Origin of the sequence: Lapidilactobacillus concavus DSM 17758 (assembly GCF_001435835.1) — a bacterium.
Lineage (GTDB): Bacteria > Bacillota > Bacilli > Lactobacillales > Lactobacillaceae > Lapidilactobacillus > Lapidilactobacillus concavus.
In genome coordinates this window covers 21,212-45,929 of the sequence record NZ_AZFX01000059.1, presented here as the reverse complement: position 1 = coordinate 45,929, position 24,718 = coordinate 21,212, and the positions used below count along the sequence as shown (strand labels likewise).

Here is a 24,718-nt window from a genome sequence, read left to right as displayed (position 1 = left end):
ATCTAAAACCAGATTCAAGTTTGAATCATGTTAATCCTCAAATTCAACCCGTGGGCTTCCACACTCTGAATTTTAATACCATATCTTGAAAAATTGATTGAAAATTGGCTATATATTGTGTATTATGGAGAATGTTCTTTAAAACGAATGTTATTTTTCCTGCGGTGATTTGGCGCGTTTTTACTTAAAATACGTTGAACCACCCGCAATTAATTGATGATCGCCCAGCAATTCCGAATAGTTAGATAGACGATCAAGTCTAAAAAGAATGGAAAGAACGTGATGACAGTTTTAGTACTCAGTGGCGCAATTGGCGCAGGCAAATCTTCACTTACCGGAATGATTGCAAAAGAATTAGGCACCAAAGCTTTCTACGAAAGTGTTGATGACAATCCTGTATTACCTCTTTTTTATGCAGATCCAAGCAAATATGCTTTTCTGTTGCAAATTTATTTCTTGAATACGCGTTTCCACAGTATCAAAGCTGCCTTAGCGGATGATAATAATGTTCTCGACCGTTCAATCTATGAAGATGCGCTTTTCTTCCAAATGAACGCCGATATGGGGCGTGCTAACCAAACTGAGGTCGCAATCTATAAAGATCTCTTGGCTAACATGATGGAAGAAATCAAAGGCATGCCCAAGAAAAACCCCGACCTGCTTGTTCACATCGACGTTTCGTATGACACGATGATCAAACGAATCACCAAACGTGGTCGCTCATATGAGCAGATCAAAAACGACCCAACCTTGGTCGAATACTATCAGAATCTTCTGAACTATTATGGCCCTTGGTATGATCAGTATGATTACTCACCAAAGATTCGAATTGATGGTGACAAGTATGATTTCGTGGAGAACCCTGAAGATCGTCAAGTGGTTATCAAGCAGATCAAAGATAAGTTAAGAGAAATGGGTAAACTATAGATTCACGTGAATAACCCAGTGAAAAATAAAAGATGGTGATTGCCATCTTTTTTGTGATTAGAGTACGCTAATCATGTTTTTATAACTTGCTGACCACTTTTCACCGTGATTTCTGTGTCGACATCACGAGTGAATCGCTTGCTGAAGTGATTATCGTAGGTTTGCTGACTTGATTTTAAAAGCCAGTGCCGCATTTCCAACTGAGTCAGGGAGCGTAGCGGAAAGTTGTTGTTGCGCTGTGAAATGCAGTTGTTTGCGAAAGCTTGCTTTCGCGAACTTACTGCAGGGTCGTATTTGAGATTCTGTGAAACAGAAGCTCAAATCGAAGGCGGAAGATTTTCAGAGTGTGACGTCAGGCGGTTAGGCATTGAGCATTAACGATAATTAACGAAAGATTTGTATCACAAATATTCCGTTAATTGTTGTTAAGCGGAAATGACTGCCTGACAGAACACGTTTCTGAAAACCTGAAGCCGGCCCCATAGCGAAGGCAACTACTTTCCGCGCAGCGGACTGACGGACCATAAGCAAAGCGCCTTGTTCCACACTCTAAACGTGTTGCACAAGGCAGCTTCTTGCGCTTAACCACAATTTCCAAACGATTCGCTACACGAATCATTCAGAAATTATCGTTAATGCTCAGAAGCAAAGCGCGTTGTTCCACACTCTGAAACGTGTTGCAGCCCACTGAATTTTCCGGTTAACACCATTCAAACTCGAATCTAAAACCAGATTCAAGTTTGAATCATGTTAATCCTCGAATTCAACCCGTGGGCTTCCACACTCTAAACGTGTTGCACAAGGCAGCTTCTTGCGCTTAACCACAATTTCCAAACGATTCGCTACACGAATCATTCAGAAATTATCGTTAATGCTCAGAAGCAAAGCGCGTTGTTCCACACTCTAAACGTGTTACAGCCCACTTAATTTTCCGGTTAACACCATTCAAACTCGAATCTAAGACCAGATTCAAGTTTGAATCATGTTAATCCTCGAATTAAACCCGTGGGCTTCCACACTCTCAACTTTCAAATTATTTTCATTAGAGTATAATTGAATCTGAACGGAGGCAACATAAATTGATTACATTGAAATCCCCACGAGAAATCGAAGGTATGCGTAAGTCTGGAGCACTTTTAGCTGCAGTTCATGTCGGTTTGCGCGATATTATTAAGCCCGGTATTTCTTCATTCGAAATTGAAGAGTTTGCTGATCATTATATTACGAGTCACGGTGGTGTTCCCTCTGAAAAAGGTTTTGAGGGTTACAAGTATGCCACTTGTGTCGCGGTCAACGATGAAGTGGCGCATGCGACGCCTCGTAAGAATTTAATTTTAAAAAAAGGTGACTTGGTCAAGGTCGATATGACAGTCAGCTTGGATGGTTATCAGAGCGATTCTTGCTGGAGTTATGCGGTTGGCGAAGTGAGTCCTAAGATTCAAAAGCTGATGGATGTGACTAAGAAGGCCCTCTATCTTGGTATTGACCAGTGTGTTATCGGCAATCGTCTCGGTGATATTGGCTGGGCGATTCAGAATTATACCGAAAACGAGAATGGCTATGGCGACGTGCGCGACTTAATTGGACACGGTATCCAACCAACGATGCACGAACAACCTAACGTTCCTGCTTATGGCGAACCTGGCAAAGGGTTGCGTCTTAAAGAGGGCATGACGATTACGATCGAGCCCATGATCAACGAGGGAACTTGGCAGATCATGAGTAAGGAAGTTAATGATCCTAATGATTCTTGGGAATATTACGTGACGGCTGATGGTGGTTGGTCCTCACAATATGAGCATACGATCGCGATTACCAAAGATGGTCCAAAGATTTTGACTTCTCAAGACCCAATTGAAGACGCCAAGTATCTTTAATCTCATTCCGACTTCAAAAACAAAAAGCTGTTAGATTGCAACGGATTTACTCCGCTCGCAATTTAACAGCTTTTTTGAATCACATGGCTGGGATCAGGACTAAGACGAGCCACAACACAACTAGGATCAGGAACGTGGTCAGAAAGCCAACCACCCAGAATAGTTTTTTGTGATGAGTTTTCAGCGCAATGATCAATAAAATCAGATCAATAACCAATAATAGAGCAAGATAGGTGGTCATTTGAATCCTCCAGTGAAGGTCATTTAATTCGCAACTAGTGCGTGTTTGTCGCTATTTTTCTTGAGATGAACTTGCGGGCTTCTTCAATTAAGAAGAGTGGGATTGGAATTGTAATCAAGAAGAGCCAGTCGCGTCCATTCAGTGTTGCGGTGTTGAAGAGATCCTGCAGGAATGGTGTGTAAACCAGTGTGGCCAACAGAGCGACTTCAAAGAAAATACCGAACCAGATCAACCGATTCGAGAAGAGACCGTTGCTGAAGACCGAGGCACGCTGAGTGCGACAATTCATCACTGCGGCAATCTGCGTGAAGACGATGGCAGCAAGTGTCATTGTGGTTGCTTCCCGGTAGTTGTACCCTGTGCTAAAGAGTGGAACTTGAGGCCAGCCATTTTGCAGGTTGGTAAAGAAGTAGGAAAATGTGGAAATTGCCGAGGCAATCAAGCCATACCACGCGAAGGCTTTCCAGATCACCGACTTGTTCAAAAGATGGGCATCACGACGACGTGGCGGCTGTTTCATAATGCCTGGTTCAGCTTGCTCGGAGCCCAAGCCGATGGCAGGAATTAAGTCAGTTCCTAAATCAACAGTCAAAATCTGCATGACAGTCAATGGAAGTGGAATCAAACCACGACTGAATAAGAAGAGAATTGAAGGCATTGCTTCGGGAACATTCGAAGTTAAGATGTAGATCAAGAATTTTTGAATATTGCTGTAAACGGCACGACCTTCTTCGATTGCAGCGACGATCGAGGCAAAGTTATCATCGGTCAGAATCATATCGGCGGCATCTTTTGCGACATCGGTGCCCATTTTACCCATGGCCACGCCAATATCTGCTTTCTTGAGGGCAGGTGCGTCATTGACGCCATCCCCGGTCGACGCAACGATTTCGCCGCGTGCTTGTAAGGTTGAGACGATTTTATATTTCTGTTCAGGCGCAACTCGGGCGAAAATCACTTCACCGGCTAGCGCCGCGCTTAAATCATCTTCACTCATCTGATCCAACTCGGTTCCGGTAATGACGCGAGCCCGATCGCTGACGATTCCTATCTGCGTGGCGATGGATTTCGCCGTTAGGGTGCTGTCACCAGTGACCATGATGATCTTAATATGGGCTTCATGACACTTTTTGACGGCGTCGAACACTTCTTCTCGGGGCGGATCGGACATGGCAACGAGACCAACAAAGACAAGTTCTTGTTCGGCTGTCTCGATTGATAATTGCTGGATTTGATCAGTCGTGGTTTGGGCATCAAAGTCACGATAGGCAATCGCCATTGACCGTAGACCTTGTGAGGCATAGGTCTGATTGATCCGATCGATGTTCGCACGATCTTCTGGTGTCAACGGCCGAATTTTTCCTTGATCTAGAAGATAAGGACACCATTTCAACGTATCACTTAGTGAGCCTTTCAAACAAAGTCGAGCATGTTGTGAATCGATTTGATGGATGGTGGACATGCGTTTGCGTTCTGAATCGAAGGGAAACTCTTTGAGTCGTGGGAATTGTTTCTGGCGCTGAGTGAGATCGAAACCAGCCTTTTGCGCCAGAATAATCAACGATGCTTCAGTAGGCGTGCCTAAGATCTTGGCTTTACCATCGACCATTTGAACCTCGGTGTCGTTATCCAACGCGGCGACTTTGATCAAGCGTTCGAGGTCGGGCTCTTGTGCCAGCGTAATGTCTTGTCCCTGGTATTGGATTTTCCCATTGTTAGCATAGCCCTTACCCGTCACATCGTAAGTTTTACTTGGTAGCCAGACATGATCGATCGTCATTTGATTCTGCGTGAGTGTTCCGGTCTTGTCCGAGCAGATCACGGTAGTCTCACCAAGCGTTTCGATGCTATCAAGATCCTTGACTAAGGCGTGATTCTTCGCCATTCGTTGAACACCACGTGCCAGTGACAGGGTCACCGTTGGCAACAAGCCCTCAGGAATAAAGGCAACGATCATCCCTAAGGCAAAAATAAATGATTGGGCCACCGGATACTTGACGAAGAAAATGGCGGCGATGAAAAAGGCAGTCCCAATCGCGATGGCAATCATCGAAATTTGTTTTGTTAATCGATTTAATTCCAGCTGAAGCGGGCTGATCGAGCGTCTCTGGTTATGTGTTAACTTGGCAATTTTACCAAATTCAGTTGCCATTCCGGTGAATAAGGTGATTGCCGTTGCCGTGCCGCTGCCGACGTTGGTTCCTGCGTAAATCAAATTGCTCTCCGCAAACTGACCTTCGCCTGCGTGGTACGCTGCAATCTTAGACTCAGGTACAGATTCGCCCGTCAATGCCGACTCATCAACTTGTAATGAAGTTGCCTCGATGATTCGTGCGTCGGTTGGTACGGCGTCACCGGCTTGGAGCAAAAAAACATCGCCGGGGACCATTTGAGAAGTCTCAATTTGTTGCGGTTCACCATTGCGGAGCACCTTGGTGTAAGATGGCAACATTTTGAGTAGTGAATCGGTTGCTTTTTGAGCGGCGCGTTGCTGATAGTAGCTGAAACAGCCGTTGATCAGATTGACGCACCAAATAGCAATCCCCAGTTCAGTGGTCCCCGCGATGATTGCGATGAACCCACTAACCCAGAGCAGTATTGCCATTAAACTGATGAAATTTTTGGCAAATAGTTTGAGCTGTGATTCTTTCTGACGTTTTTGGATCGTGTTCGGTCCCACTTCGGCGAGCCGTTTAGCAGCCTCTTCTGAAGTAATCCCGGATGGCGTCGACTTTAGATCTTGGTAGACGCTTTGAAGCTCCGCTGCGGCGAAGTCGCGTCCCGTTTTTTGTTCTGCCATCATGAATACCCTCTTTTCAAAATGCATAAAATAGAAGAATAATTGAATAATCAAAGGTAATAAACGTTTTCAGTTATAAATTTCTATCTTGGAACATGTCTTATCATAACCATTTCCAGAGAAAAGTAAAACAATTTCGGTGCTAAAATTGATTATTTCAAAGATGAAGGAGCCAAACTCCCACGAAGCCATGAATCACTTGGTTTTCGGCGGTTCGATGATTAGTCATCGCAAGACGTCGATCCAATGAGCCAACTTCAACAGCATATTTCTAGAATTGACAGCGACCAGTGAGCTACGATAATGGTAGGACAATAGAGATAATAAGTTATTGGAAGAAATAGACAATCAAAAATAATCAATTTCAACACTGGAGGCATAACCAATGGACGACTACGGTAAATCAATTTTGAAATTAGGCGTGGGTGATTTTGCCCGCGGATTTACTTGGGGACTGGAAGTCGAGCGGCACCGAATCGATTCGGAAGGTTACATCAGTCAAGCGCCTTATCCGGCGATGCTCGGTGAACAGAGCCGCAATCCGTATTTAAAAAATGATTTCTTCGAGTCACAAAGCGAGTTGATCACACCTGTTGCTGGTTCGATTGATCAAGTTTTACACGATGCACGAGCTTTAGATCACACCCTGCGTGCGGCGTTGGCGGCAGGAGAGTATCTGTGGCCATTTTCGATGCCGCCGAAGTTAACAGCGGATCACAGTGAATTGGTTTACGCCAATGATAGTCCGAAGAAGGTAGCTTATTTTGAAGAAATCAGTCGCCGTTTTGGCAAACTCGATGGGGCGGCGTCTGGTATTCATGTCAACTTAGGACCGACGACGGCGTGGACAAATGCAATTGCATTGCGGATGCGGCGTAAACAGCAGCGGGTCAGAGATGACTTGATGTTGAAACAAGCCGTGGGGTTCATGCATTACCGTTGGCTGTTGACCTACTTAAAGGGTGCCAGTCCAATTGCCGAGCAACATTATCTCAGTCAATTACCAGAGCAACCGGTGCGCTCACTTCGCAATTCTCGCGAATACGGGTACGGTTACGCACAAGAGTTTAAAGGCGATTATCGCTCCGTTGAAGCCTACATCGACAGAATCAAGGCGGGCGTAGCTAGTGATGAGTTATTGGCGGCATCGGCTTATCATGAGCCCGTGCGTTTGCGCCATATGGCTGGTTTGGACGCCATGTTGGCTGAGGGCGTTAGCCACATCGAGCTGCGAATGCTGGACCTCGATCCAGTCAGTGACATCGGGATTCAGCGCGACACGTTATTGCTGATTCAGCTAATGGCGTTTTACTTCATGGTCTCACCGAGTCAGGATCCGGAAGCGCTAACTGCCGCGAGTTTTAAGAACGACCAAGTCTCATTGGAACATCCGTATCGCAGTTGTTGTCAACAACAGGATGCCTTGAATCTGCTACACCAACTACAAAAACTAGTGCGGCGTGCCAACTTGGCACCCGAATATACGGCAATGCTGCGGCGAATGATTGAAGCCATTCGCCGACCTAACTTAACAACTTCCGGTCAATTGTTACCACGTATTCGTCAAAATTCGTTGAGTCAGTATGGCTTACAACTTGCGGCTGAATTTCAGTTGTTATCACAGCTGAATCCCTCGCCTGTTTATCGTGGATTTGCCGCTGAACCGTGCCCACCGCACAATCAATTACAACGTGATTTGTTTGATCGATATCAGCGACAGGCACATGTCAATCTGCCCTCATTGGTGATTCCAGATTCTCCAGAATTACCAGAAGATAATATTGCAAATTAAATAAGCACCACAGTCAAAAATCATCTTGCAAAGGCGTTCTGCACGGGCAGCTTTTTGCAGGATGATTATTTTATTCGCAAGCTGACAAAGCAGCAACACAAAAAATTCTTAATTTCATATAAAAAAAGTCAAAATTCCTTCTGAAAAATCTTTCAATCATGTGTTAGGATAATTAAAGGTATTATTGTGGCTAGGCGGGGGAACAATCAATTTTTTGGAGGTTATTGAGTTTGAAACGACGAAAAATTTGGTGGCTAAGCGCGTTGAGTTTGATCGTGGTAGTGGCCGGTGCATTGGTTGGCTGGCATTTGTATCAGTATCGAGAAACTTTGTCAGCAGCACAAATTCGGAAAAATTTGGCGAGTGAGTTGATCACCACACGGCAACAGCAACAGGCCGCGCTGACCAAGACCTACCAACAGGCATTAAATTCTGAAAAGTATATCGCAGCCCAACCTTATATCAAGGTAAACCCCTATCAAACGTCACCATTGACAGCTCTGGTGATTTTTCAAACCGCGAAGGCGAGTCAGGTGAGCTTAGAAGTGGTGGGGAAGACGGCAAAAACATCGATTAAAACGACCTATCCCGGCTATCGGACGAAGCATCAGTTGTCGGTGTTAGGCTTGTATGCGGCGACCAACAACGAAGTGCGGCTGACAATTAAACAGAAGAACGGGACAACGACGCACCAGACGCTACATATACAAACGGCGAAGTTACCAACCGCATTGGCCACAATCAAGATTAATGTTAAGACGGCCGACAAACAAAAAATGGTGATTGGCGATGATAAATTAACTTTCGTCGTTCGTACCACCAAGCAACCTTTCGCAATCGATGCGGATGGTGAAATTCGTTGGTATAGCACTGACTATTCACAACATGTGTTCAAAGTCTTGCAGAATGGGCATTTGTTACGGTTGGCCAAAAGGAACAATCAGGCCCTGGTTTATAACGAATTGTTGGAGACCGACTATTTAGGCCGGGTTTACCGCGAATATCATTTTTCAGGGAAGACGAAGAGTTCTAATAGTCAAGCAAAGGATGACGATGTGACGGTTGTCCATCATGACGCGATTGAGTTACCCAACAAAGATTTGTTGCTGACAGTCTCTGATGGGGGCAACAAGTATATTGAAGATACGATGGTGCAAGTCTCGCACAAGACCGGTAAGATTACCAAGGTCATTGATATGAAAAAAATCTTACCGACAAAAATGTGGCAAGATTTTGATGCGATGAAGCGTTCGGATGGTAAAATCGATTGGCTTCATCAGAACTCGATTTACTATGATCAGACAGATCAAAGTATTGTGATCTCTAGTCGCCACCAAGATTTAGTGATGAAGCTTGATTATAAAACGTTGCAGATCAAGTGGCTGTTTTCTGGTCAGAAGGCAGCAAGTTGGCCGCTGAGTTATCGGGATAAGTTATTGAAGATCACTGGTAAAACGAGTTATCCAGGCGGGCAACACGCAGCAATCTTGTTACCCACTAAGACGGCCTCGAAAAAGACTTTGATCTTATTTAACAACAATATTGCCATTGTCAATGGCCCTAAGAAGACTTCTGGAAAATATTCGGAAGGAATTCAGTATACGCTCAATGAAAAAACAAAAACGATCACACAAACGTGGGCGTATGGTCAGAGCCTCGGTAAGGCTAACTTTAGCCCAATCATCGGCTCTGCCCGTTATCTGAGCGCAACCAACCGGCTGTTGTGCTTCGGGTATCTTGATAGTGGGGCTCACAGTAACATTATCGAAGTCGACCAGACGACTAATCAACCTGTTTTCGATGTCGAACTGAGCAATCTAGGGACGAAAGGTTATACCTATCGTTCAGAGCGCTTCTCACTGTACCCAACGCATCAAAAAAATACACAAACCTATGAGTGATCGACTAATTGATCTCATTAAAGCCACAACGTTTGATCGACGAATCTGGGTTGATGTTTGCTGGACAAAGTGCGAAAATTAAAGAAAAAGAAAATATGGGAGCACAATATGACATTACAAATTAATCCATTTTCTAGTTCAGATTCAGCAATTGATGGGCTTAAAGTCATCCACATCAAAACGGTAACCGATGATCGCGGTACTGTTCGCGAACTCTATCGTGAAAGCAGCCATTCCGAAGTTTTACCAGACACCCTTCATCCATGGCAGCAAGTTAACCTGACCAGAACCAAGCGTGGCGCGGTTCGTGGTCTTCATGGTGAAGCAATGTCGAAGCTCGTGACCGTTGCTTATGGTTCAGCGTTTGGTGCGTATGTTGATACCCGTGCGGATAGTAAGACACTCGGTGCAGTCGTCACTGTTAAACTCACACCAGGTGTTCAAGTCTTCGTGCCACAAGGCGTCTGCAATGGTTTCCAAGCACTCGAAGAGGGGACAGAATATCTCTACCTGTTTGATAATGAATGGGTTTCTGGCATGACAGGTGTGGCGTTGACACCACTAGACGTGAAATTAGGCATCGACTGGCCAATTGAAATTGATCCCGCAGATCGTGACCAAATTTCTGAGAAAGATTCAAAAGCACCAACCCTACAAGAATTGCTGGATCAACTTAAATAAGATTCGGCATCAACGAAAAGCAAGAACCTTGAAGCTAGCCACGAGCTAGCGCTAAGGTTCTTGTTTTATTTTGACCGCAATGAGATTGTGGCTGCCGAAAATGTAAATCTGGGTTGAAAAATGCTCAGAACCGAAAAAGCGCCACTTCCTTCAATTCGGGAAGTGGCGCTTTGCTGAGTCTGTTCAGCAATTGATCTAAATAAAATCGCGGATGGCTTTTAAAAGGTCGTTTTCGTGATTGAAAATCTCGCCGTTAAGCTTGATCAAGCCAGTGGTATAAAGGTTCAGATAATGGAATTGGTTCTCTGCAATTTCTGCCAAAGCTTGAAGCTTCCGTTGGTTATTGGCACCTTGCTGACGCGAGTCGGTGTACAACCCGAAGATAGGAATTTCCTTGGCGTACGCCACGCCAATTTCACTGGCAACGCCAGCATCGATGACGGGACCGTCCAAGATGGCAATCATCAGATCACTCTTCAAGACTTCTTCGGTATCCGCTGCAGCAATCATTTTCGAATCTGCGTAGCTTTGTTTATCGTTGATTGCGGCATTCTCTTGTGGCAAATAGAGATCAATCTCAGGTGAGAGCTTACGAATTTTGGCAGCGAGTTGTGCGTTAAAGTTGAAGTCAGCTTGAGAAAATAGACCATTGGCAAAATAGAAATGCATTTGAAAACTTCCTTTCCACGATGAACGTGATCATTTAGTATTCTGGAAAATCGTCGTCGGCGACTTCTTCCTGTGTTTGTTCGATGAGATCGCTGTGACGATACAGATTATCGTAAAAGCCAGCGAAGGCGAGGTTGTGATAGGGATAGAAATACAATCCCAGCAAGCCGCCGGTGATGACGATGCCGAGATACCACCAGAAGAAGCTCAGCTCGAAGATGAAGAGATCGAATTTATGACCACGCATCATTTCCCAGCTCAATCGAATGAGCTTGAAGTAACCGATCTTGTCGCCTTGATCGTGGTAGAGTAAATAAACGATGCGAAGGCCATAAGTTGCGAGAATCCCGGGAATCACCAAGAGAAAATAGCCGATGGATTGGATGATTGCCGTTAAGAAATATAAAACGATAACACCTAACAAATATTTGAAGGTGAATCCTTGAAAAGCCTTCACAAATGGTCGTTCAATCACTTCGCCCTTTGGTAATCGTAACCATTCAAGTGACGAGAATGAAATTCCAGTCGCAATCAGCGTGCTGATCAGTGACGATCCAAATGAGACGGTAGAATTTGCACCGCCATAGTTTCGCGTGACGCTTACTTTGGGTGTCTTAAATAGCTCGGTAATGCTGGCGTGAAAACTGGCATCCGTTTGGAACAGATAACCAAAGATCGCAACCGAAATACCAATGATTACCATTAAGACAATCACGCCAATCGATTGAAGCCAAGTTAATGCGAAAGCCGTACCGAAATGCCCCTTCATGGTATTTCTAGCAGCTTTTTTAATCTGTGGTCGGGTCAAAAATGGGTCCATGCGAATTCCTCCTTTAATCTATCGGTTCAAGTAGAACTAACGAAGAACGAGTTTGACGACAGCTTCAACACGTGCGGTTTGTGGGAACATGTCGACCATTTGAATCTTATCGACGACGTAAGCTTGAGTTAATTTTACCAGATTTTGTGCCAAGGTAGATTCATTACACGAAATATAGATCAGTTTCTTTGGTCGTGCATTCAAAATCGTTTCGATCAATTGTGGCGCGAGGCCGACACGTGGCGGATCGACAATCATGGCAGAGAAATTCTCACCGGCGGCTTGCAACTTGGGTAATTCTGATTCGACTTTTCCTAAATGGTATGTGGCGTTCTGAATGTGGTTATGGGCTGCGTTCCGTTGCGCATCGGCGACGGCTTCGGGAATTTGCTCGATACCAACGACGGACTTCACGCGCTTCGCCAAGGACAGACCAATTGTCCCGACACCGGCATAGGCATCCAACAACGTCTCTGTCGATTGTGGTTCAAGGAAGTCGGTCACGACGCGATATAACTTCTCAGTTTGCGGCAGGTTCAATTGTAGGAAGGCCCGCGGTGAGAGCAGGAAACGTCGCTCGCCGACCTGTTCTTCAAGATAATCTTCACCTGCAAGCTTCCAAGTTTCATCCCCCCAGAAAAGGCCCTGCTTGGTCTGATTGAGATTTTGGAAAATACCGCTAACTTCAGGCAATTGTTCAGCAATCGCAATCAACAAGGCTTGTTTGTGTGGCATCTTCTTCGAATTCGTGATGAAGGTCAGCTGAACTTGGTGGTGGAGTTGTGACTCACGCACAGCGACAGCTTTAATAATTCCGGCGTTGGTTTTCGCGTCATAGATTGGCATCTTCAACTCGGTTAGAATTGGCAATAATCGGCGTACGATACTCAGCGTCAATGGACTTTGTGTCGGCATCTCGGGTAAATCGACGAGATTTTGCGTATTTGGTTGGTAGAGGCCACTGATTAGTTGACCTTCATCGTTGATTTTAATCGGAAATTGGGCCTTATTGCGGTAGCCCCAAGGATTATCCGCACCAATTGGTGGTAAAAAATCATAATGTTGATAACCACGGGGACGATATTTCTCTAAAGCTTGTTTGATCAAGTCATTCTTATAGAATACTTGTTGATCATACTTGAGGTGCGCCAATTCGAGCCCGCCAACTTTCTCGGCGATTTCGGGGACAGTAGTTGCTCGCTGGGTAGAACGATGACGAAGTTGATGGACTTTCGCGCGAATATAACGATCCGTCACCTGTGTCGCTTCGACGACGGCGACCTCATCGGGTAATAACCCAGGCACGAAAGTTACCTTATGCTGGAAATAGCCGATACCTTCACCGTTGATTCCGATTTTTTTAATGGTGAGTGGGAAACGTTGGCCGACTTCGACGACGACTGAATTAGATTCTTTCATTATTGACCTCATTTTCTTAACGTTCATGGTAGAATTACCTTAAGTATAATTGATTTGACCAGCGAATGCGATGGTGGAGGTGAGTAATCATGGCGAAAATTACAAAGATCAGTGCTCAGAAACGGCCTGGCCGTTATAATATCTTTCTGGATGGACGTTATGCCTTTCCAGTTAGCGAGGATGTCTTGATCCAATACGCCTTGCAGAAAGAAATGGTGATCGATGAGCCATTCAAGCAGGAACTCATGGCGGCCGATGCCAATTCACAGGCTTACCGGCTGGCCTTGAATTATTTAAGCTATCAATTACGAACAATCAAGGAAATGAAGACTTATTTACGTGATCACGAGGTCGATGCGGAAACAATCGTGCAAGTTGTTGAGCGTCTCGTCGATCAGAATTATTTGGACGATGCCGAATATGCACGTGCGTATGTACGAACAAGCATGGCCTTGCATTTAAAAGGGCGTGTGGTCATCGGCAATGAGCTACGCCAAAAAGGCATCCAACCCAATGAAATCGAAGATGCGCTAGCGCTTTATGATCAGGAAACGGTCGTCGAAAACGGCACTAAGCTGGCGCAACAAGTGTGGAAACGCCAATCGCGCTTCGCCCAACGTGTTCGTGAGCAGAAGGTGAAGCAGGCCCTGCAACAGAAAGGTTTCACCGGTGACGAGATTAGCTTGATCTGGCAAGAATTGGATCTGGTCGTTGATGCAGAGGAAGAATCCGATGCCCTGGATAACGCTGCCGAGAAGGCATTACATCATTATCGACCGCTCAGTGATCGGCAAGAACTGCAGAAATTCAAACAATCTCTCGCGCGCAAGGGGTTCAGTTTCGATGCCATCAATGAATGGCTCGACATGCATTCGGAATGATCATCAACTCCGACTCGAATGACGAAACGTGATTTATTCTGCTAGCCAATCGTCATTGATTGACTGTGAAGCATGACGGTTTACTTTGTTTTGAAGTGGACTTTTGTTATAATGTTCAAGAATAGATCAGCATCATGAAAGTGGGTTAGATATTGATGCAAGTTCCCAAAGAAGGGGACTATATTGCTATCCAAAGCTACAAGCATGACGGCAGTTTGCATCGAACTTGGAAAGAAACAATGGTACTCAAAACGAGTGAGAATTCGCTGATTGGTTGCAATGACCACACCTTGGTCACTGAAGACGATGGTCGGCGTTGGGTCACCCGCGAGCCAGCAATTGTTTATTTCCACAAGCACTATTGGTTTAATGTTGTGGCAATGATCCGCGATAGTGGTGTTTCCTATTATTGCAACCTGGCGACGCCCTATACCTTGGATCGCGAAGCCCTGAAGTATATCGATTATGATCTGGATATTAAAGTTTTTCCAAACGGGGAGAAGCGCCTGTTAGATGTTGATGAATATAAGGCACATGGTGCACAGTGGCATTATTCACCCGAAATAGACCATATCCTCAAGGAGAATGTCAAGGTACTCGTTGACTGGATCAATAACGGGAAAGGCCCTTTTTCGCAGGCATACATCGATATTTGGTATCGCCGCTATCAAGAATTATTGCATCGTCGTGCTTAGATACTTTGATGTCGGTACGTAATATAGTTTCGGCTCGCTGCGGCGGGCTTTTTTCATGTTAAAGAGGGATCAGACAGCGTCCGCGCTGATCCAGCGGACAGAATTATCATGAGGAGTGATTATTATCGCGAGAAGAAGGCCACGTCGCCAGAAAAAAATCACCGCTGCCATCCTGGTGCTTTTCGTTGCGGCAATCACCTGGTTGGCACGTGATCCGAACAGTCAGCCCAATCAGAATCAGACGAACTCGCAAAGCTCGAGTGCATTAACCAGTCAACAAGTCTCCAAAAGTGCGCCGACAACTGGTGGTAAAACGCAAACGGCTGCCAATAGTACCGCGGATCAACTGGCAAAATTGAATTTTGACCAGCAGCAGATCATCGCCGTCAATCAGAATAAGCCAACTTTCTCAGCCGCTGATTTAAGCTTGGCGAAGGGGAGCTGGGATCATTATTCGGATCTAGATCGCTTGAATCGTGTCGGCGTGGCGGATGCTTTGATTGGGAAAGATTCAATGCCAACCACGGAGCGTGAACGGCTCTACATCCAGCCAACAGGTTGGCATAATCGTAAAGTCCAAATTAATGGACACACGGATTATCTCTACAATCGTTGCCATTTGATTGGCTATCAGCTGACGGGTCAAAATAACAATCCCAAGAATCTAATGACAGGGACTCGTTCACTCAACGATCCTGGGATGACTTACTATGAGAATGCAATTGCTCAATATATCAAACGGACGGGTCATCACGTTCGTTATCAGGTGCGACCCGTTTTTCGCGGTAATGAACTCGTTGCTCGCGGGATTCAGATGATGGCACAGTCTGTTGAAGACGGCCAAGTTAGCTTCAACGTTTATATTTTCAATATCCAAACGAATTACATTATAGATTATTCGACCGGTCAGAGTAGAACTGCTAAATAGGAGATGCAAAAAATGAGTGTTGTTCAAGTGCCACCATTAAAAATTATCGGGCAGGTTGCCCTCGCAACTAACATTGATGTCAACGGTAGTTTTTATACCGCATGGCAAGATTTTCAAGCGGATCAGACTACCGCCAAGGTCGACGACCAATTATTGAAAACGTTCGGTGAGACGAATCGCGTCGGCCTCGTTGTCTATGCACCAGAGAGCTATCAATACTGGACGGGTATCAGCGTGCCTCAAGATTTTGAAGTGCCGGCATCGTGGCATGCCTTCGATTTACCCGCAGGTTCGGCGTTTAAGATGTCGTCATCAACGCCAGAGTTTTTACCACAGATCCCGGTCAACTTCACACTAGAAAAGGTCTTTGATCAAGCCAAGAAGGAAGCAGTCGTGTTACCAGAGAGCCTGGGGCATGCGCAACAGCCGTATTTCTTGGAAAAAGTAACTTTCAAGTCAATCGATGATGCAGATAAACAAGTGTATTTCGTCTATATTAGTCCGGAGATAGAGGCACTTGAGGATGATTTAGGCTAGTTGACTGAGTTGATTTGAAAAACTGTTGAACGAAAAAAAGTTGATGCCACCTAAAGTGCTTTTTGCGATAGGGGGGCATCAATTTTTTTACACCAACGGCAAATGATGAATCTTAAGTGGTGCCCTTGATAAGTGAATCAACTGACAATTTTATAGTTTCAAAAAAGATGTTAGGATATTTTTTATGCAAAATTTCTGATTTAGCTTAATTTTCGGCAGTCATTAAACTGGTTTATGTGACCGAACTTTCGAGTGATTTTGATTAAAAACTAGCAAAATTCTCATAAAAACGCTCATATTGTGGTAACATAAATTTAAGGAGATGTTAGTGATGCAAATTGGAATACCTAAAGAAATTAAAGATCATGAGGACCGTGTCGGGATCACGCCGGCCGGTGTTAGCATTTTGGTCAAGAATCATCATCAGGTCATTGTTGAAGCGGCTGCCGGTGAAGGTGCTGGTTATCCGGATGAGGCGTACGAAGTAGCTGGCGCCAAAATTGGGACGGCTGAGCAAGCTTGGCAGAGTGAGATGGTCATTAAGGTCAAAGAGCCACTTCCAGAAGAATATCAGTACTTTAAACCTGGTTTAATTCTGTATACCTACCTTCATTTGGCGGCTAATCGTCAGTTGGCGGAGGCTTTATTAGAACATCATGTGACCGCCATCGGCTACGAAACAATGCGTGGCGCGGATGGTAGTTTGCCCGCCTTGAATCCAATGAGTGAAGTCGCCGGTAGAATGGCGGTTCTAATTGGCGCGCAGTTCTTGCAGACAGAATATGGTGGCAAAGGGTTGTTACTCAGTGGTGTACCCGGTGTTCGTAAGAGTCGCGTCACGGTGATTGGCGGTGGTGTCGTTGGTCTTAATGCGGCGAAGACGGCGTTAGGATTGGGTGCGCAGGTCACCCTGCTAGATATTAACCCACGGGTTTTAGCGAGTGTGGACAACCAATTCGATGGTCATATTCAGACCCTCTATTCAAATTCTGCTAATATTGCAGCATCCGTCAAAACCGCTGATCTAGTGATTGGTGCCGTGTTAATTCCCGGTGCCAAAGCGCCAATTTTGGTTAGTGAGGAAATGATTGCCTCGATGACGCCAGGTTCTGTTGTGGTGGATATTCCAATCGATCAAGGCGGTATTTTTGAAACAACGGATCATGCGACGACATTTACTGATCCGACCTACATTCGTCATGGCGTGGTTCATTATGCGGTCGCTAATGTGCCCGGTGCGGTTCCTAAGACGGCGACTGACGCGTTGACCAGCGTGACCATCAATTACGCCACAGAGCTCGCAAACGACGGCATTAAGGCTGCCATCAAGCATAATGCAACAATTGCAAGTGGCCTTAATATTTACGATGGCCATGTGACCGCACAAGCCGTCGCTAAAAGTTTGGACTTGCCTTACCAGCCGCTGAAGTGACTGATTAGGTGGAGGTTCGACGCGACGACTATGGCCTACCTTCGATGAATCACATTAACGATGTTTTGTCGGCTAAAACAGGACTGATGCGTTTGTGTTTCGATGGAAATTATCAGTGTCCTAAGAGAAGCGAAGGAACGCTTGGTAAAAAAACGAGGGAAATAACAAAATGAAGTTTTTTAAAAATGTGAAACGAGATAAGGAGGGTTGGTTTTATTTAGGAATGGCAATGGTTATCTTAAATAATTTTGTTCTATCAGGAGTTTTATCGTTGATTGTAACTATTGCTGGGCTGGGTCTAGTTATTTACGGATTAGGCGGGCTTGATTAAGTGAAAAAAGAAGATTAGTTTTTAATCTTCTTTTTTGATGAGATTAATTAGAGTTTTTGAAACTGAACGATAACTGAATTTTAGAGCAATCTATTTGATGTCTTTTTGTTGACGATTTTGTCGCCATTTGAGTGCAATTCGTACGCAATCGTTCGGCGTCTGAGCCTAAATATCGAAAAAAGAACCCACAATCCGTGTCATCATGGACTGTGGGTTCTTCTTTCGACTCAGATGTGGTGTTAAGCTTTCGTGAGGGGCTTGTCTAGATGCAGTTGATCAAAGGCAAAATAGGCGCCGATCATTGCAGAACAGAAGAGGCTAATCAGTAGCCAGCCGAGTGCGGTGCCATTGATGAATTGTGGCGAAAAGAGTCGGCGCGCGGCGTAGATGCCAACTAAGGTAAGGACGACATCTAGAATGAGATTGAAAATTGCGAGTGACTTTTGACCGCTGATCAAGAAGAAACGCATGACGTGAGATTTGGCCGCGGCTTGCTGATTGAGGAGCGCTAACGGTTTTTGCACAATTATCTTGAGTAATGACATGAAAATGGTACCAACAATGGCGCCGACCGCTAATCGCCAACGACTCGACCAATGAATGACGAGCGCATTATAAGAGGTACCAATCAATAGAATCGCTAATCCATAAGGAATGATGAATAAGAAAAGATAACTAAATGTACGTTTAATATTGGTCATTTGTAATCCTCCAGTGCTCACGAGCAACGCTTATTTTGTGGTGTGAGTTAAATCGAGCTTCATTTCGCGATGCATGATGCCGGCATCCAAGAATTGTTCACGCGAGGTTAATTGGAAGCCCAGTTGTTGATAAAAGGGAATCGCCGCGAGCTGCGCGTCTAGAATCAGATAGGCAATTTGTTGATCGGTCGCGTCTGCAATTATTTGTTGTAATAGTTGAGATGCAAGATGGCGATGGCGGAAATTGATGCGGGTCGCGACACGTTGGACGTGCCAGCCGTGATCGGGTGCAGCAATCGTTCGCGCTGTGGTCGCGGCGGTTTCGTCGAGATAACCAACGTAGTTATCCGCAATGGGGTCATTCTGATCAATTTCTAAGTCTTCGGGAACAGCTTGTTCATCGACGAAAACACGTCGACGGATTTCTAAGGCATCTTGATAAATCTGGCTATTTATTCCGATTTGATGTTTAATATTCATTAACGTAGAACCTACTTTTGACGGATGTATTTTGAGCTGGTATTCGTTATAATTATAGACCAAACCAGTCAATGGAGAAAATCAATGATCAACAAATTTAAAGAATCAAAACTATTTTTTTGGAGTATTCAATTATTAGTTATTGTAACCTTGATTTGGATGCTTAGCAAAATTTCTTTCGTGTTTGGTCCGATTCAGACGTTTACAGCCACGCTCTTTGGGCCTTTTTTGTTCGCGGGTTTTTTGTTTTATTTAATGAATCCCTTGATCAATCTGCTAGAAAAACTGAAAATTAAGCGTCAGTGGGGCATTTTAATTGCCTTTATTCTGTTATTTGGCGTGATTATCATTGCGATGAGTGCGCTGATTCCTAGTTTGACGACCCAGATTACGAACATTATCAGTAACTTTCCTCAATTCGCATCAGACTTACAGAAGGGCATTCAGAAATTCTTGGCGAGCGATTGGGCGAAGCAATATCATCTCAGCGATGCCGTCACACAGCTGAATATCGAACCGAAGACAATTTTGAAAAACGTGACCACGTACTTCAGTCATAATGTCCTGAGTCTTGGTTCGGTTATCAGTTCAATTGGTGGCATTGCGGTTAGTGCCTTCACCGTGCCAGTCATTTTATTTTATTTATTGAAGGATAGCCAGCGACTTGTGCCAAATATTCAGCGCTTCTTTCCGGAGCGTTATCGCGATGAGGTGGCAGAACTCTTGCACCAAATGAATCAGACCATCTCGACCTATTTTTCAGGCCAGTTCTTGGACATGTTGTTTGTGGGCACGCTGACTTTTATTGGGTATTTGATTATCCAAATGCCATATGCACTATTGCTCGGTGTTTTCGCTGGAATCATGAATATTGTTCCTTATTTAGGGCCGTGGCTGGGCGTTTTACCGGCGATTATTGTCGCGCTGACGATTTCGGCACCTAAGGCAATTGCCGTTGCAATCGTGGTGATCGTGGTGCAGCAGATCGACAGTAATCTCTTGTATCCGAATGTCATTGGCAAGACGTTGCAGATCCATCCACTAACGATTATCGTGCTTTTGTTGGTCGCAGGCAATATGTTCGGCTTCGTCGGCATCGTACTCGCCATTCCAGGCTATGCGGTGGCCAAAACAATTATCAAATACTTGATGTCATTTTATCGCCTGCGTAAACGCGCGCGCTCTGAGGCGGCAATCGTCGATCCATCGTCGTTGATCCATGAGAAGACGACCAGTGAAGATAAGTAAAGTTGATTTATTTGTTTAATTTTAAGCATAAATAGGACTTCCGTATTGAAAGCTACATTTGTGCTTGGTATAATTAATCATTAGTAAACATAATGAAAGTGAGTTGGTTAATCAATGAGTGGTGACCCGGCCAGTAGTTCGTTGGGTGGACAGATACTTTTGATCGTCATCTTGACACTGATCAATGCGTTCTTTGCATCAGCAGAAATGGCGATCGTCTCAGTGAATCGAACTAAAATAGAAACAGAGGCAGAGAACGGCAGCAAGAAAGCCAAGTCTCTGTTAGCAGTGATGAATGATTCGAGTGGTTTTTTGGCGACGATCCAAGTTGCAATTACTTTCGCGGGCTTCTTATCATCTGCAAGCGCCGCAACCTCAATGGCAGGCTTGTTGGCGCCAGTGTTTGGCGACGTGAGTTGGGGTGAACAAGTTTCTGTTATTATCATTACGATTGCTTTATCCTACATTTCGCTTGTTTTCGGGGAACTTTTCCCTAAACAGATTGCTTTAGCTAAGGCTGAACAAGTTGCTAAGGCGAGTGTTGGTCCTGTCAAGGCAGTACGTGCTTTTCTGCGGCCATTCGTGTGGTTGTTATCGGCTTCGACCAATTTATTGGTTAAGATAACACCCGTCGATTTAACCAACAATGATAATCAAATGACCCGAGATGAAATGCTAGGTGTCATTGAGAAGTCGCACAAGACAGGAATCATCAATCCTGACGAGTATAGTATGCTCGAAGGAATTATTAATTTTAACGATAAAATGGCACGCGAAGTCATGGTGCCACGAACGGATGCTTTCATGATCGATATCAACGATCCTGATAGCGAGAATATAGACTTGATCTTGAATCAACCTTATTCTAGAATTCCGGTTTATAAAGAAGATAAAGATACCATTGTCGGTATGCTGCATATTAAGAATATCTTGAGAACGGCGCGCGACCATGGCTTCGAGAATCTGAAGTTGGCTGACGTCATGTCTAAACCAATGTTCGTTCCAGAAACGATCACTATTGATGAGTTACTGCTGGAAATGCAGCGAACACATCAACAAATGGCCGTTTTGTTAGATGAATATGGTGGTGTCGTCGGATTAGCAACGATCGAGGATCTCCTTGAAGAAATCGTTGGTGACATCGATGATGAGTCAGATTCAACAGAGACACTCTATTCTAAACTGAGTGATCATAAGTATGTGATCGCCGGTAAAATGCCTTTATCTGATTTCAATGATCAGTTCGGAACTGAATTGGAGAACGACGACGTGGATACGATTGCTGGTTTTGTGATCACAGAACTTGGCACGATTCCCACGAATGGTCAACACCTCAACGTCGTGTTAGAGAATGGAATGACGTTGACCACTGGCATGATGCAGGGATCACGTTTAGAGAATGTCACCTTGACGATGCCTGAAAAGCCAGAGCCGACCGAAGATGAAGAAAGTTCGGAAGAGGATTAGACGCATGTGAGTTTAAGATGCGATCAGGAATGATAGTGTAGAATGAGTAATATTCGCGACGATGACTTTTCTTGTTGTCGGCGCGTTTTTATTGCAGTCGATAGAAAGTGTTGAGGAATTAAATTGGATAAGAAAACGTTAGAACAAGAGGTTGCGAAGCGACGCACCTTCGCCATCATTTCACATCCTGACGCGGGTAAAACCACGATCACCGAGCAAATGTTGTTGTTTGGTGGTGTGATTCGCGAAGCAGGAACGGTTAAAGCCAAGAAGTCGGGTAATTTTGCCACGTCTGACTGGATGGAAATTGAAAAGAAACGTGGTATTTCGGTCACTAGTTCGGTGATGCAGTTCGATTTCGACGGGAAACGTGTGAATATCTTGGACACACCAGGACATGAGGATTTCTCCGAAGATACGTACCGAACACTGATGGCCGTTGATGCCGCTGTGATGGTTATCGATTCCGCGAAAGGTATTGAGCCACAGACAAAAAAGTTATTTAAGGTCGTTAAGAAACGTGGGATTCCCATCTTTACGTTCATGAATAAATTGGATCGTGATGGTCGCGAACCGCTCGATTTAATCGCCGAGTTGGAAGAATTATTGGACATCGAAGGCGTTGCCATGAACTGGCCGATGGGGATGGGCAAGGGCCTCAGAGGACTCTATGACATTTACAGTCACCGGATTGAAATGTATCGACCTGAATCCGAGGCAACGCGTTTCGTGCCACTCGATCCCGAAACAGGAACCATCAAAGGCAATCATCCACTCAAAGAAGATACGATCTATCAACAAACCTTAGATGACATCGATTTACTTTCAGAAGCAGGGAATAAGTTCGATCGTGCAAAAATTGCTGCGGGCGAACAAACGCCGGTCTATTTTGGCTCTGCCTTGACAAACTTCGGTGTCGAGAGCTTCCTGAAGAGTTTCTTGAGCATGGCACCAGCACCTGCAGAACACGAATTACAGAGTGGTAATACACTCGGTGCGGATGCGCCAGAGTTCTCAGGCTTCGTCTTCAAGATCCAGGCAAACATGAATCCTGCTCATCGTGATCGAATCGCCTTCGTTCGGATCTGCTCTGGAGAATTCCAGAAGGGGATGACAGTTAAACTCGCACGGACTGGCAAAGATTTGCGGTTGAACAACGCAACGGAGTTCATGTCAGCTCAACGCGAACAAGTTGAATCTGCGGTGGCCGGTGATATTGTCGGCTTGTATGACACAGGTAATTTTCAGATTGGTGACAGTATTTATACGGGTAAAGAAGACATTCAATTCGAGAAGTTACCACAATTTACCCCCGAATTGTTCGTTGAAGTAACTGCTAAAAACGTTATGAAGCAGAAGTCATTCCATAAAGGGATGCAACAGCTGGTTCAAGAAGGCGCCGTTCAATTGTACAAGACCTACGCGACCGACGATTACATCCTCGGTGCCGTTGGACAATTGCAGTTTGAAGTTTTCCAATTTCGGATGCTGCATGAATACAATTCCGAAGTGATTATGAAACCGATTGGGGCACGTACCGCACGCTGGATCGACCCAGAACAACTCGATCCACGCATGTCCTCGAGTCGAAATCTGTTAGTTAAAGACCTGCAGGGCAATCCACTCTTCCTATTTGAGAACCGCTTCGCTGAGAATTGGTTCAAAGATAAGTATCCAGATATTAAATTGAAGACACTCATGTAAGCCAACGATTAAAAAATCCTTCTCGAAAAATGAGAAGGATTTTTTGCTGTTGACGCGTTCAAATTGTTTATTTTAGAAATTTTAGTCCAAAGACCAGTCGTCAAAAGAGTAGAACCACAGAGAAGTACCCCATAATTGTTAAATGCCTATCTAACAATTATGGGTTACTTCTCATCGGAGCTATCGGTGACTTTTATTACGCGAGTTGTTTGATTGAAACTTCCGCTAAACGATTGCTGTGGATCACTTCTGCTTGTTTTGGAGTGACAGAAGTTAAGTTTTTGAGGGCGAATTCAATTTCGTCGTCGCGAATGTTACGCTGATCGCTCTTGAGGAGAATTTCCTCGTGTGTCGGCGCCTTAGTGTAGATTACGATGATATTACCTAATGAGTAGACTTTAACGAGGTTGGCATCTGTTGCGGCAAGCTGGTTATGCACGAGTTCGCTAAAGTTGTTAGTTACGTCAAAAAGTCGCATCTGATCACTCCCTTTAATCTTTTAATTTCATTTTAATTATAAAATAAAATGAGGTTTTTGGACACTGAGAAGTCTTGAAAGCGAAAACATTTTTTTATTTGGGTGATTTTGACTTGAGCAAAGTTGCTGCGGCAGTTGGACTGAAGTTGCTCCAGACAATGGGCATGCTAGCCTGTGGGGCCGGCTGCAGCTCTTTTTGAAACGCGTTCTGCAAGGCAGCAGTCTGTGCTTAACAACAATTTCTAAACGATTCGTAAACGAATCATTCAGAAATTATCGTTAATGCTCAACTGCAAACCGCCTTGCTCCACGCTCTACTTCAAAAAGTAGCTTTCGCCTAAAACTTTAGCTTTTGTTACACAAAATCTAAAGTTTTGCCCGTGTTATAAGCTCGAAACACGTTTCGAGCTTATAGCACTGTCACTGCAATCATGCCCATTGTCTTCCGCAACTTCTAGTTTAGTCGGTAACTCAAAATAACTGGGTGTGATTTACTTGCAGCATTTTTCTTCGAACGAAAAATAATGATCACGTTTTAAAGATCGTGATTGCGTCAAATAGTGAAATTGAGATACGATAAATATTCAAATTCACGCCAAAAACTTGCTTATTTCGCTTGAAATGTGCAAGTATTTTGGCGTGAATTTTTGTATTATTCGTGTGTCTAGAATGACAAATTGATAAAATCGATTTTTTTAACTTCTGTTGT

General features: G+C 44.5%; 23 protein-coding genes. 14 read left to right on the top strand and 9 right to left on the bottom strand.

Annotated elements, in window-relative coordinates:
- The first annotated feature begins 282 nt into the window (after positions 1-282).
- Both FC15_RS05730 and map read left to right on the top strand, forming a co-directional pair.
- Positions 283-927: a deoxynucleoside kinase gene (locus FC15_RS05730; RefSeq protein WP_057824807.1), complete on the top strand. Its 645-nt coding sequence runs from the start codon at positions 283-285 to the stop codon at positions 925-927.
- 1,079 nt (positions 928-2,006) lie between these two features.
- Positions 2,007-2,804 (top strand): type I methionyl aminopeptidase, encoded by a 798-nt coding sequence (map, locus tag FC15_RS05725; RefSeq protein WP_057824805.1) that lies wholly within the window; start codon positions 2,007-2,009, stop codon positions 2,802-2,804.
- 79 nt (positions 2,805-2,883) lie between these two features.
- Here the strand turns inward: map and FC15_RS09180 are convergent, their stop codons facing one another.
- Together FC15_RS09180 and FC15_RS05720 are read right to left on the bottom strand one after the other, a co-directional pair.
- Positions 2,884-3,045, bottom strand: coding sequence for a hypothetical protein (locus FC15_RS09180; protein WP_157051250.1), 162 nt, complete (start codon positions 3,043-3,045; stop codon positions 2,884-2,886).
- Between the two features lie 34 nt (positions 3,046-3,079).
- The gene (locus FC15_RS05720; protein WP_057824802.1) at positions 3,080-5,848 is read right to left on the bottom strand and encodes a cation-translocating P-type ATPase; all 2,769 of its coding nucleotides are present in this window, start codon (positions 5,846-5,848) and stop codon (positions 3,080-3,082) included.
- A 382-nt stretch (positions 5,849-6,230) separates the two neighbouring features.
- Between FC15_RS05720 and FC15_RS05715 the strand changes: the two genes are divergently transcribed.
- From FC15_RS05715 to FC15_RS05705, 3 genes are all read left to right on the top strand, one after another.
- The gene (locus tag FC15_RS05715) at positions 6,231-7,637 is read left to right on the top strand and encodes a glutathione synthase (RefSeq protein WP_083479117.1); all 1,407 of its coding nucleotides are present in this window, start codon (positions 6,231-6,233) and stop codon (positions 7,635-7,637) included.
- Between the two features lie 230 nt (positions 7,638-7,867).
- Entirely contained in the window at positions 7,868-9,538 is a 1,671-nt protein-coding gene (locus FC15_RS05710; RefSeq protein WP_057824800.1) for an aryl-sulfate sulfotransferase, read from the top strand.
- A 108-nt stretch (positions 9,539-9,646) separates the two neighbouring features.
- A complete protein-coding gene (locus FC15_RS05705; RefSeq protein ID WP_057824798.1) occupies positions 9,647-10,219 on the top strand; it encodes a dTDP-4-dehydrorhamnose 3,5-epimerase family protein in 573 nt (190 codons plus the stop codon).
- Between the two features lie 195 nt (positions 10,220-10,414).
- Here FC15_RS05705 and FC15_RS05700 read toward each other — a convergent pair whose 3' ends face one another.
- Genes FC15_RS05700 through rlmD form a run of 3 tightly spaced genes read right to left on the bottom strand, consistent with a single transcriptional unit; the run spans position 10,415 to position 13,127 of the window.
- Entirely contained in the window at positions 10,415-10,888 is a 474-nt protein-coding gene (locus tag FC15_RS05700) for a nucleoside 2-deoxyribosyltransferase (protein ID WP_057824796.1), read from the bottom strand.
- Positions 10,889-10,922: 34 nt separating this feature from the next.
- Positions 10,923-11,708: a DUF975 family protein gene (locus tag FC15_RS05695; RefSeq protein WP_057824794.1), complete on the bottom strand. Its 786-nt coding sequence runs from the start codon at positions 11,706-11,708 to the stop codon at positions 10,923-10,925.
- A 36-nt stretch (positions 11,709-11,744) separates the two neighbouring features.
- Positions 11,745-13,127 carry a 23S rRNA (uracil(1939)-C(5))-methyltransferase RlmD gene (gene rlmD / locus FC15_RS05690; RefSeq protein ID WP_057824792.1) on the bottom strand — a complete coding sequence of 461 codons (1,383 nt, stop codon included), beginning with the start codon at positions 13,125-13,127 and terminating at the stop codon, positions 11,745-11,747.
- An 89-nt stretch (positions 13,128-13,216) separates the two neighbouring features.
- Between rlmD and recX the strand changes: the two genes are divergently transcribed.
- From recX to FC15_RS09175, 6 genes are all read left to right on the top strand, one after another.
- The gene (recX, locus tag FC15_RS05685) at positions 13,217-14,008 is read left to right on the top strand and encodes a recombination regulator RecX (RefSeq protein ID WP_057824790.1); all 792 of its coding nucleotides are present in this window, start codon (positions 13,217-13,219) and stop codon (positions 14,006-14,008) included.
- A gap of 155 nt (positions 14,009-14,163) precedes the next feature.
- Positions 14,164-14,703: a nucleoside tri-diphosphate phosphatase gene (gene ntdP, locus FC15_RS05680; RefSeq protein WP_057824788.1), complete on the top strand. Its 540-nt coding sequence runs from the start codon at positions 14,164-14,166 to the stop codon at positions 14,701-14,703.
- Between the two features lie 115 nt (positions 14,704-14,818).
- Entirely contained in the window at positions 14,819-15,631 is an 813-nt protein-coding gene (locus FC15_RS05675) for a DNA/RNA non-specific endonuclease (RefSeq protein ID WP_235803345.1), read from the top strand.
- A gap of 12 nt (positions 15,632-15,643) precedes the next feature.
- On the top strand, positions 15,644-16,168 hold the full coding sequence (locus tag FC15_RS05670) for a hypothetical protein (protein WP_057824786.1): 525 nt from the start codon (positions 15,644-15,646) through the stop codon (positions 16,166-16,168).
- A gap of 331 nt (positions 16,169-16,499) precedes the next feature.
- A complete protein-coding gene (gene ald, locus FC15_RS05665; protein ID WP_057824784.1) occupies positions 16,500-17,600 on the top strand; it encodes an alanine dehydrogenase in 1,101 nt (366 codons plus the stop codon).
- A 169-nt stretch (positions 17,601-17,769) separates the two neighbouring features.
- Positions 17,770-17,931: a hypothetical protein gene (locus FC15_RS09175; RefSeq protein WP_157051249.1), complete on the top strand. Its 162-nt coding sequence runs from the start codon at positions 17,770-17,772 to the stop codon at positions 17,929-17,931.
- A 239-nt stretch (positions 17,932-18,170) separates the two neighbouring features.
- Here FC15_RS09175 and FC15_RS05660 read toward each other — a convergent pair whose 3' ends face one another.
- Both FC15_RS05660 and FC15_RS05655 read right to left on the bottom strand, forming a co-directional pair.
- Positions 18,171-18,632 carry a hypothetical protein gene (locus FC15_RS05660; protein ID WP_057824782.1) on the bottom strand — a complete coding sequence of 154 codons (462 nt, stop codon included), beginning with the start codon at positions 18,630-18,632 and terminating at the stop codon, positions 18,171-18,173.
- A gap of 30 nt (positions 18,633-18,662) precedes the next feature.
- Positions 18,663-19,112 carry a GNAT family N-acetyltransferase gene (locus FC15_RS05655; RefSeq protein WP_057824780.1) on the bottom strand — a complete coding sequence of 150 codons (450 nt, stop codon included), beginning with the start codon at positions 19,110-19,112 and terminating at the stop codon, positions 18,663-18,665.
- A gap of 84 nt (positions 19,113-19,196) precedes the next feature.
- Between FC15_RS05655 and FC15_RS05650 the strand changes: the two genes are divergently transcribed.
- From FC15_RS05650 to FC15_RS05640, 3 genes are all read left to right on the top strand, one after another.
- A complete protein-coding gene (locus tag FC15_RS05650) occupies positions 19,197-20,360 on the top strand; it encodes an AI-2E family transporter (RefSeq protein WP_083479116.1) in 1,164 nt (387 codons plus the stop codon).
- Positions 20,361-20,474: 114 nt separating this feature from the next.
- Positions 20,475-21,827: a hemolysin family protein gene (locus FC15_RS05645; protein WP_057824778.1), complete on the top strand. Its 1,353-nt coding sequence runs from the start codon at positions 20,475-20,477 to the stop codon at positions 21,825-21,827.
- A 123-nt stretch (positions 21,828-21,950) separates the two neighbouring features.
- Positions 21,951-23,531 carry a peptide chain release factor 3 gene (locus tag FC15_RS05640; protein ID WP_057824777.1) on the top strand — a complete coding sequence of 527 codons (1,581 nt, stop codon included), beginning with the start codon at positions 21,951-21,953 and terminating at the stop codon, positions 23,529-23,531.
- Positions 23,532-23,727: 196 nt separating this feature from the next.
- On the opposite strand, the gene FC15_RS05635 is transcribed toward FC15_RS05640, so the two are convergent.
- Together FC15_RS05635 and FC15_RS09355 are read right to left on the bottom strand one after the other, a co-directional pair.
- On the bottom strand, positions 23,728-24,009 hold the full coding sequence (locus FC15_RS05635) for a DUF1827 family protein (RefSeq protein WP_057824776.1): 282 nt from the start codon (positions 24,007-24,009) through the stop codon (positions 23,728-23,730).
- Between the two features lie 528 nt (positions 24,010-24,537).
- On the bottom strand, positions 24,538-24,718 hold a 181-nt coding region (locus FC15_RS09355; RefSeq protein ID WP_235803344.1), incomplete at its 5' end, for a hypothetical protein.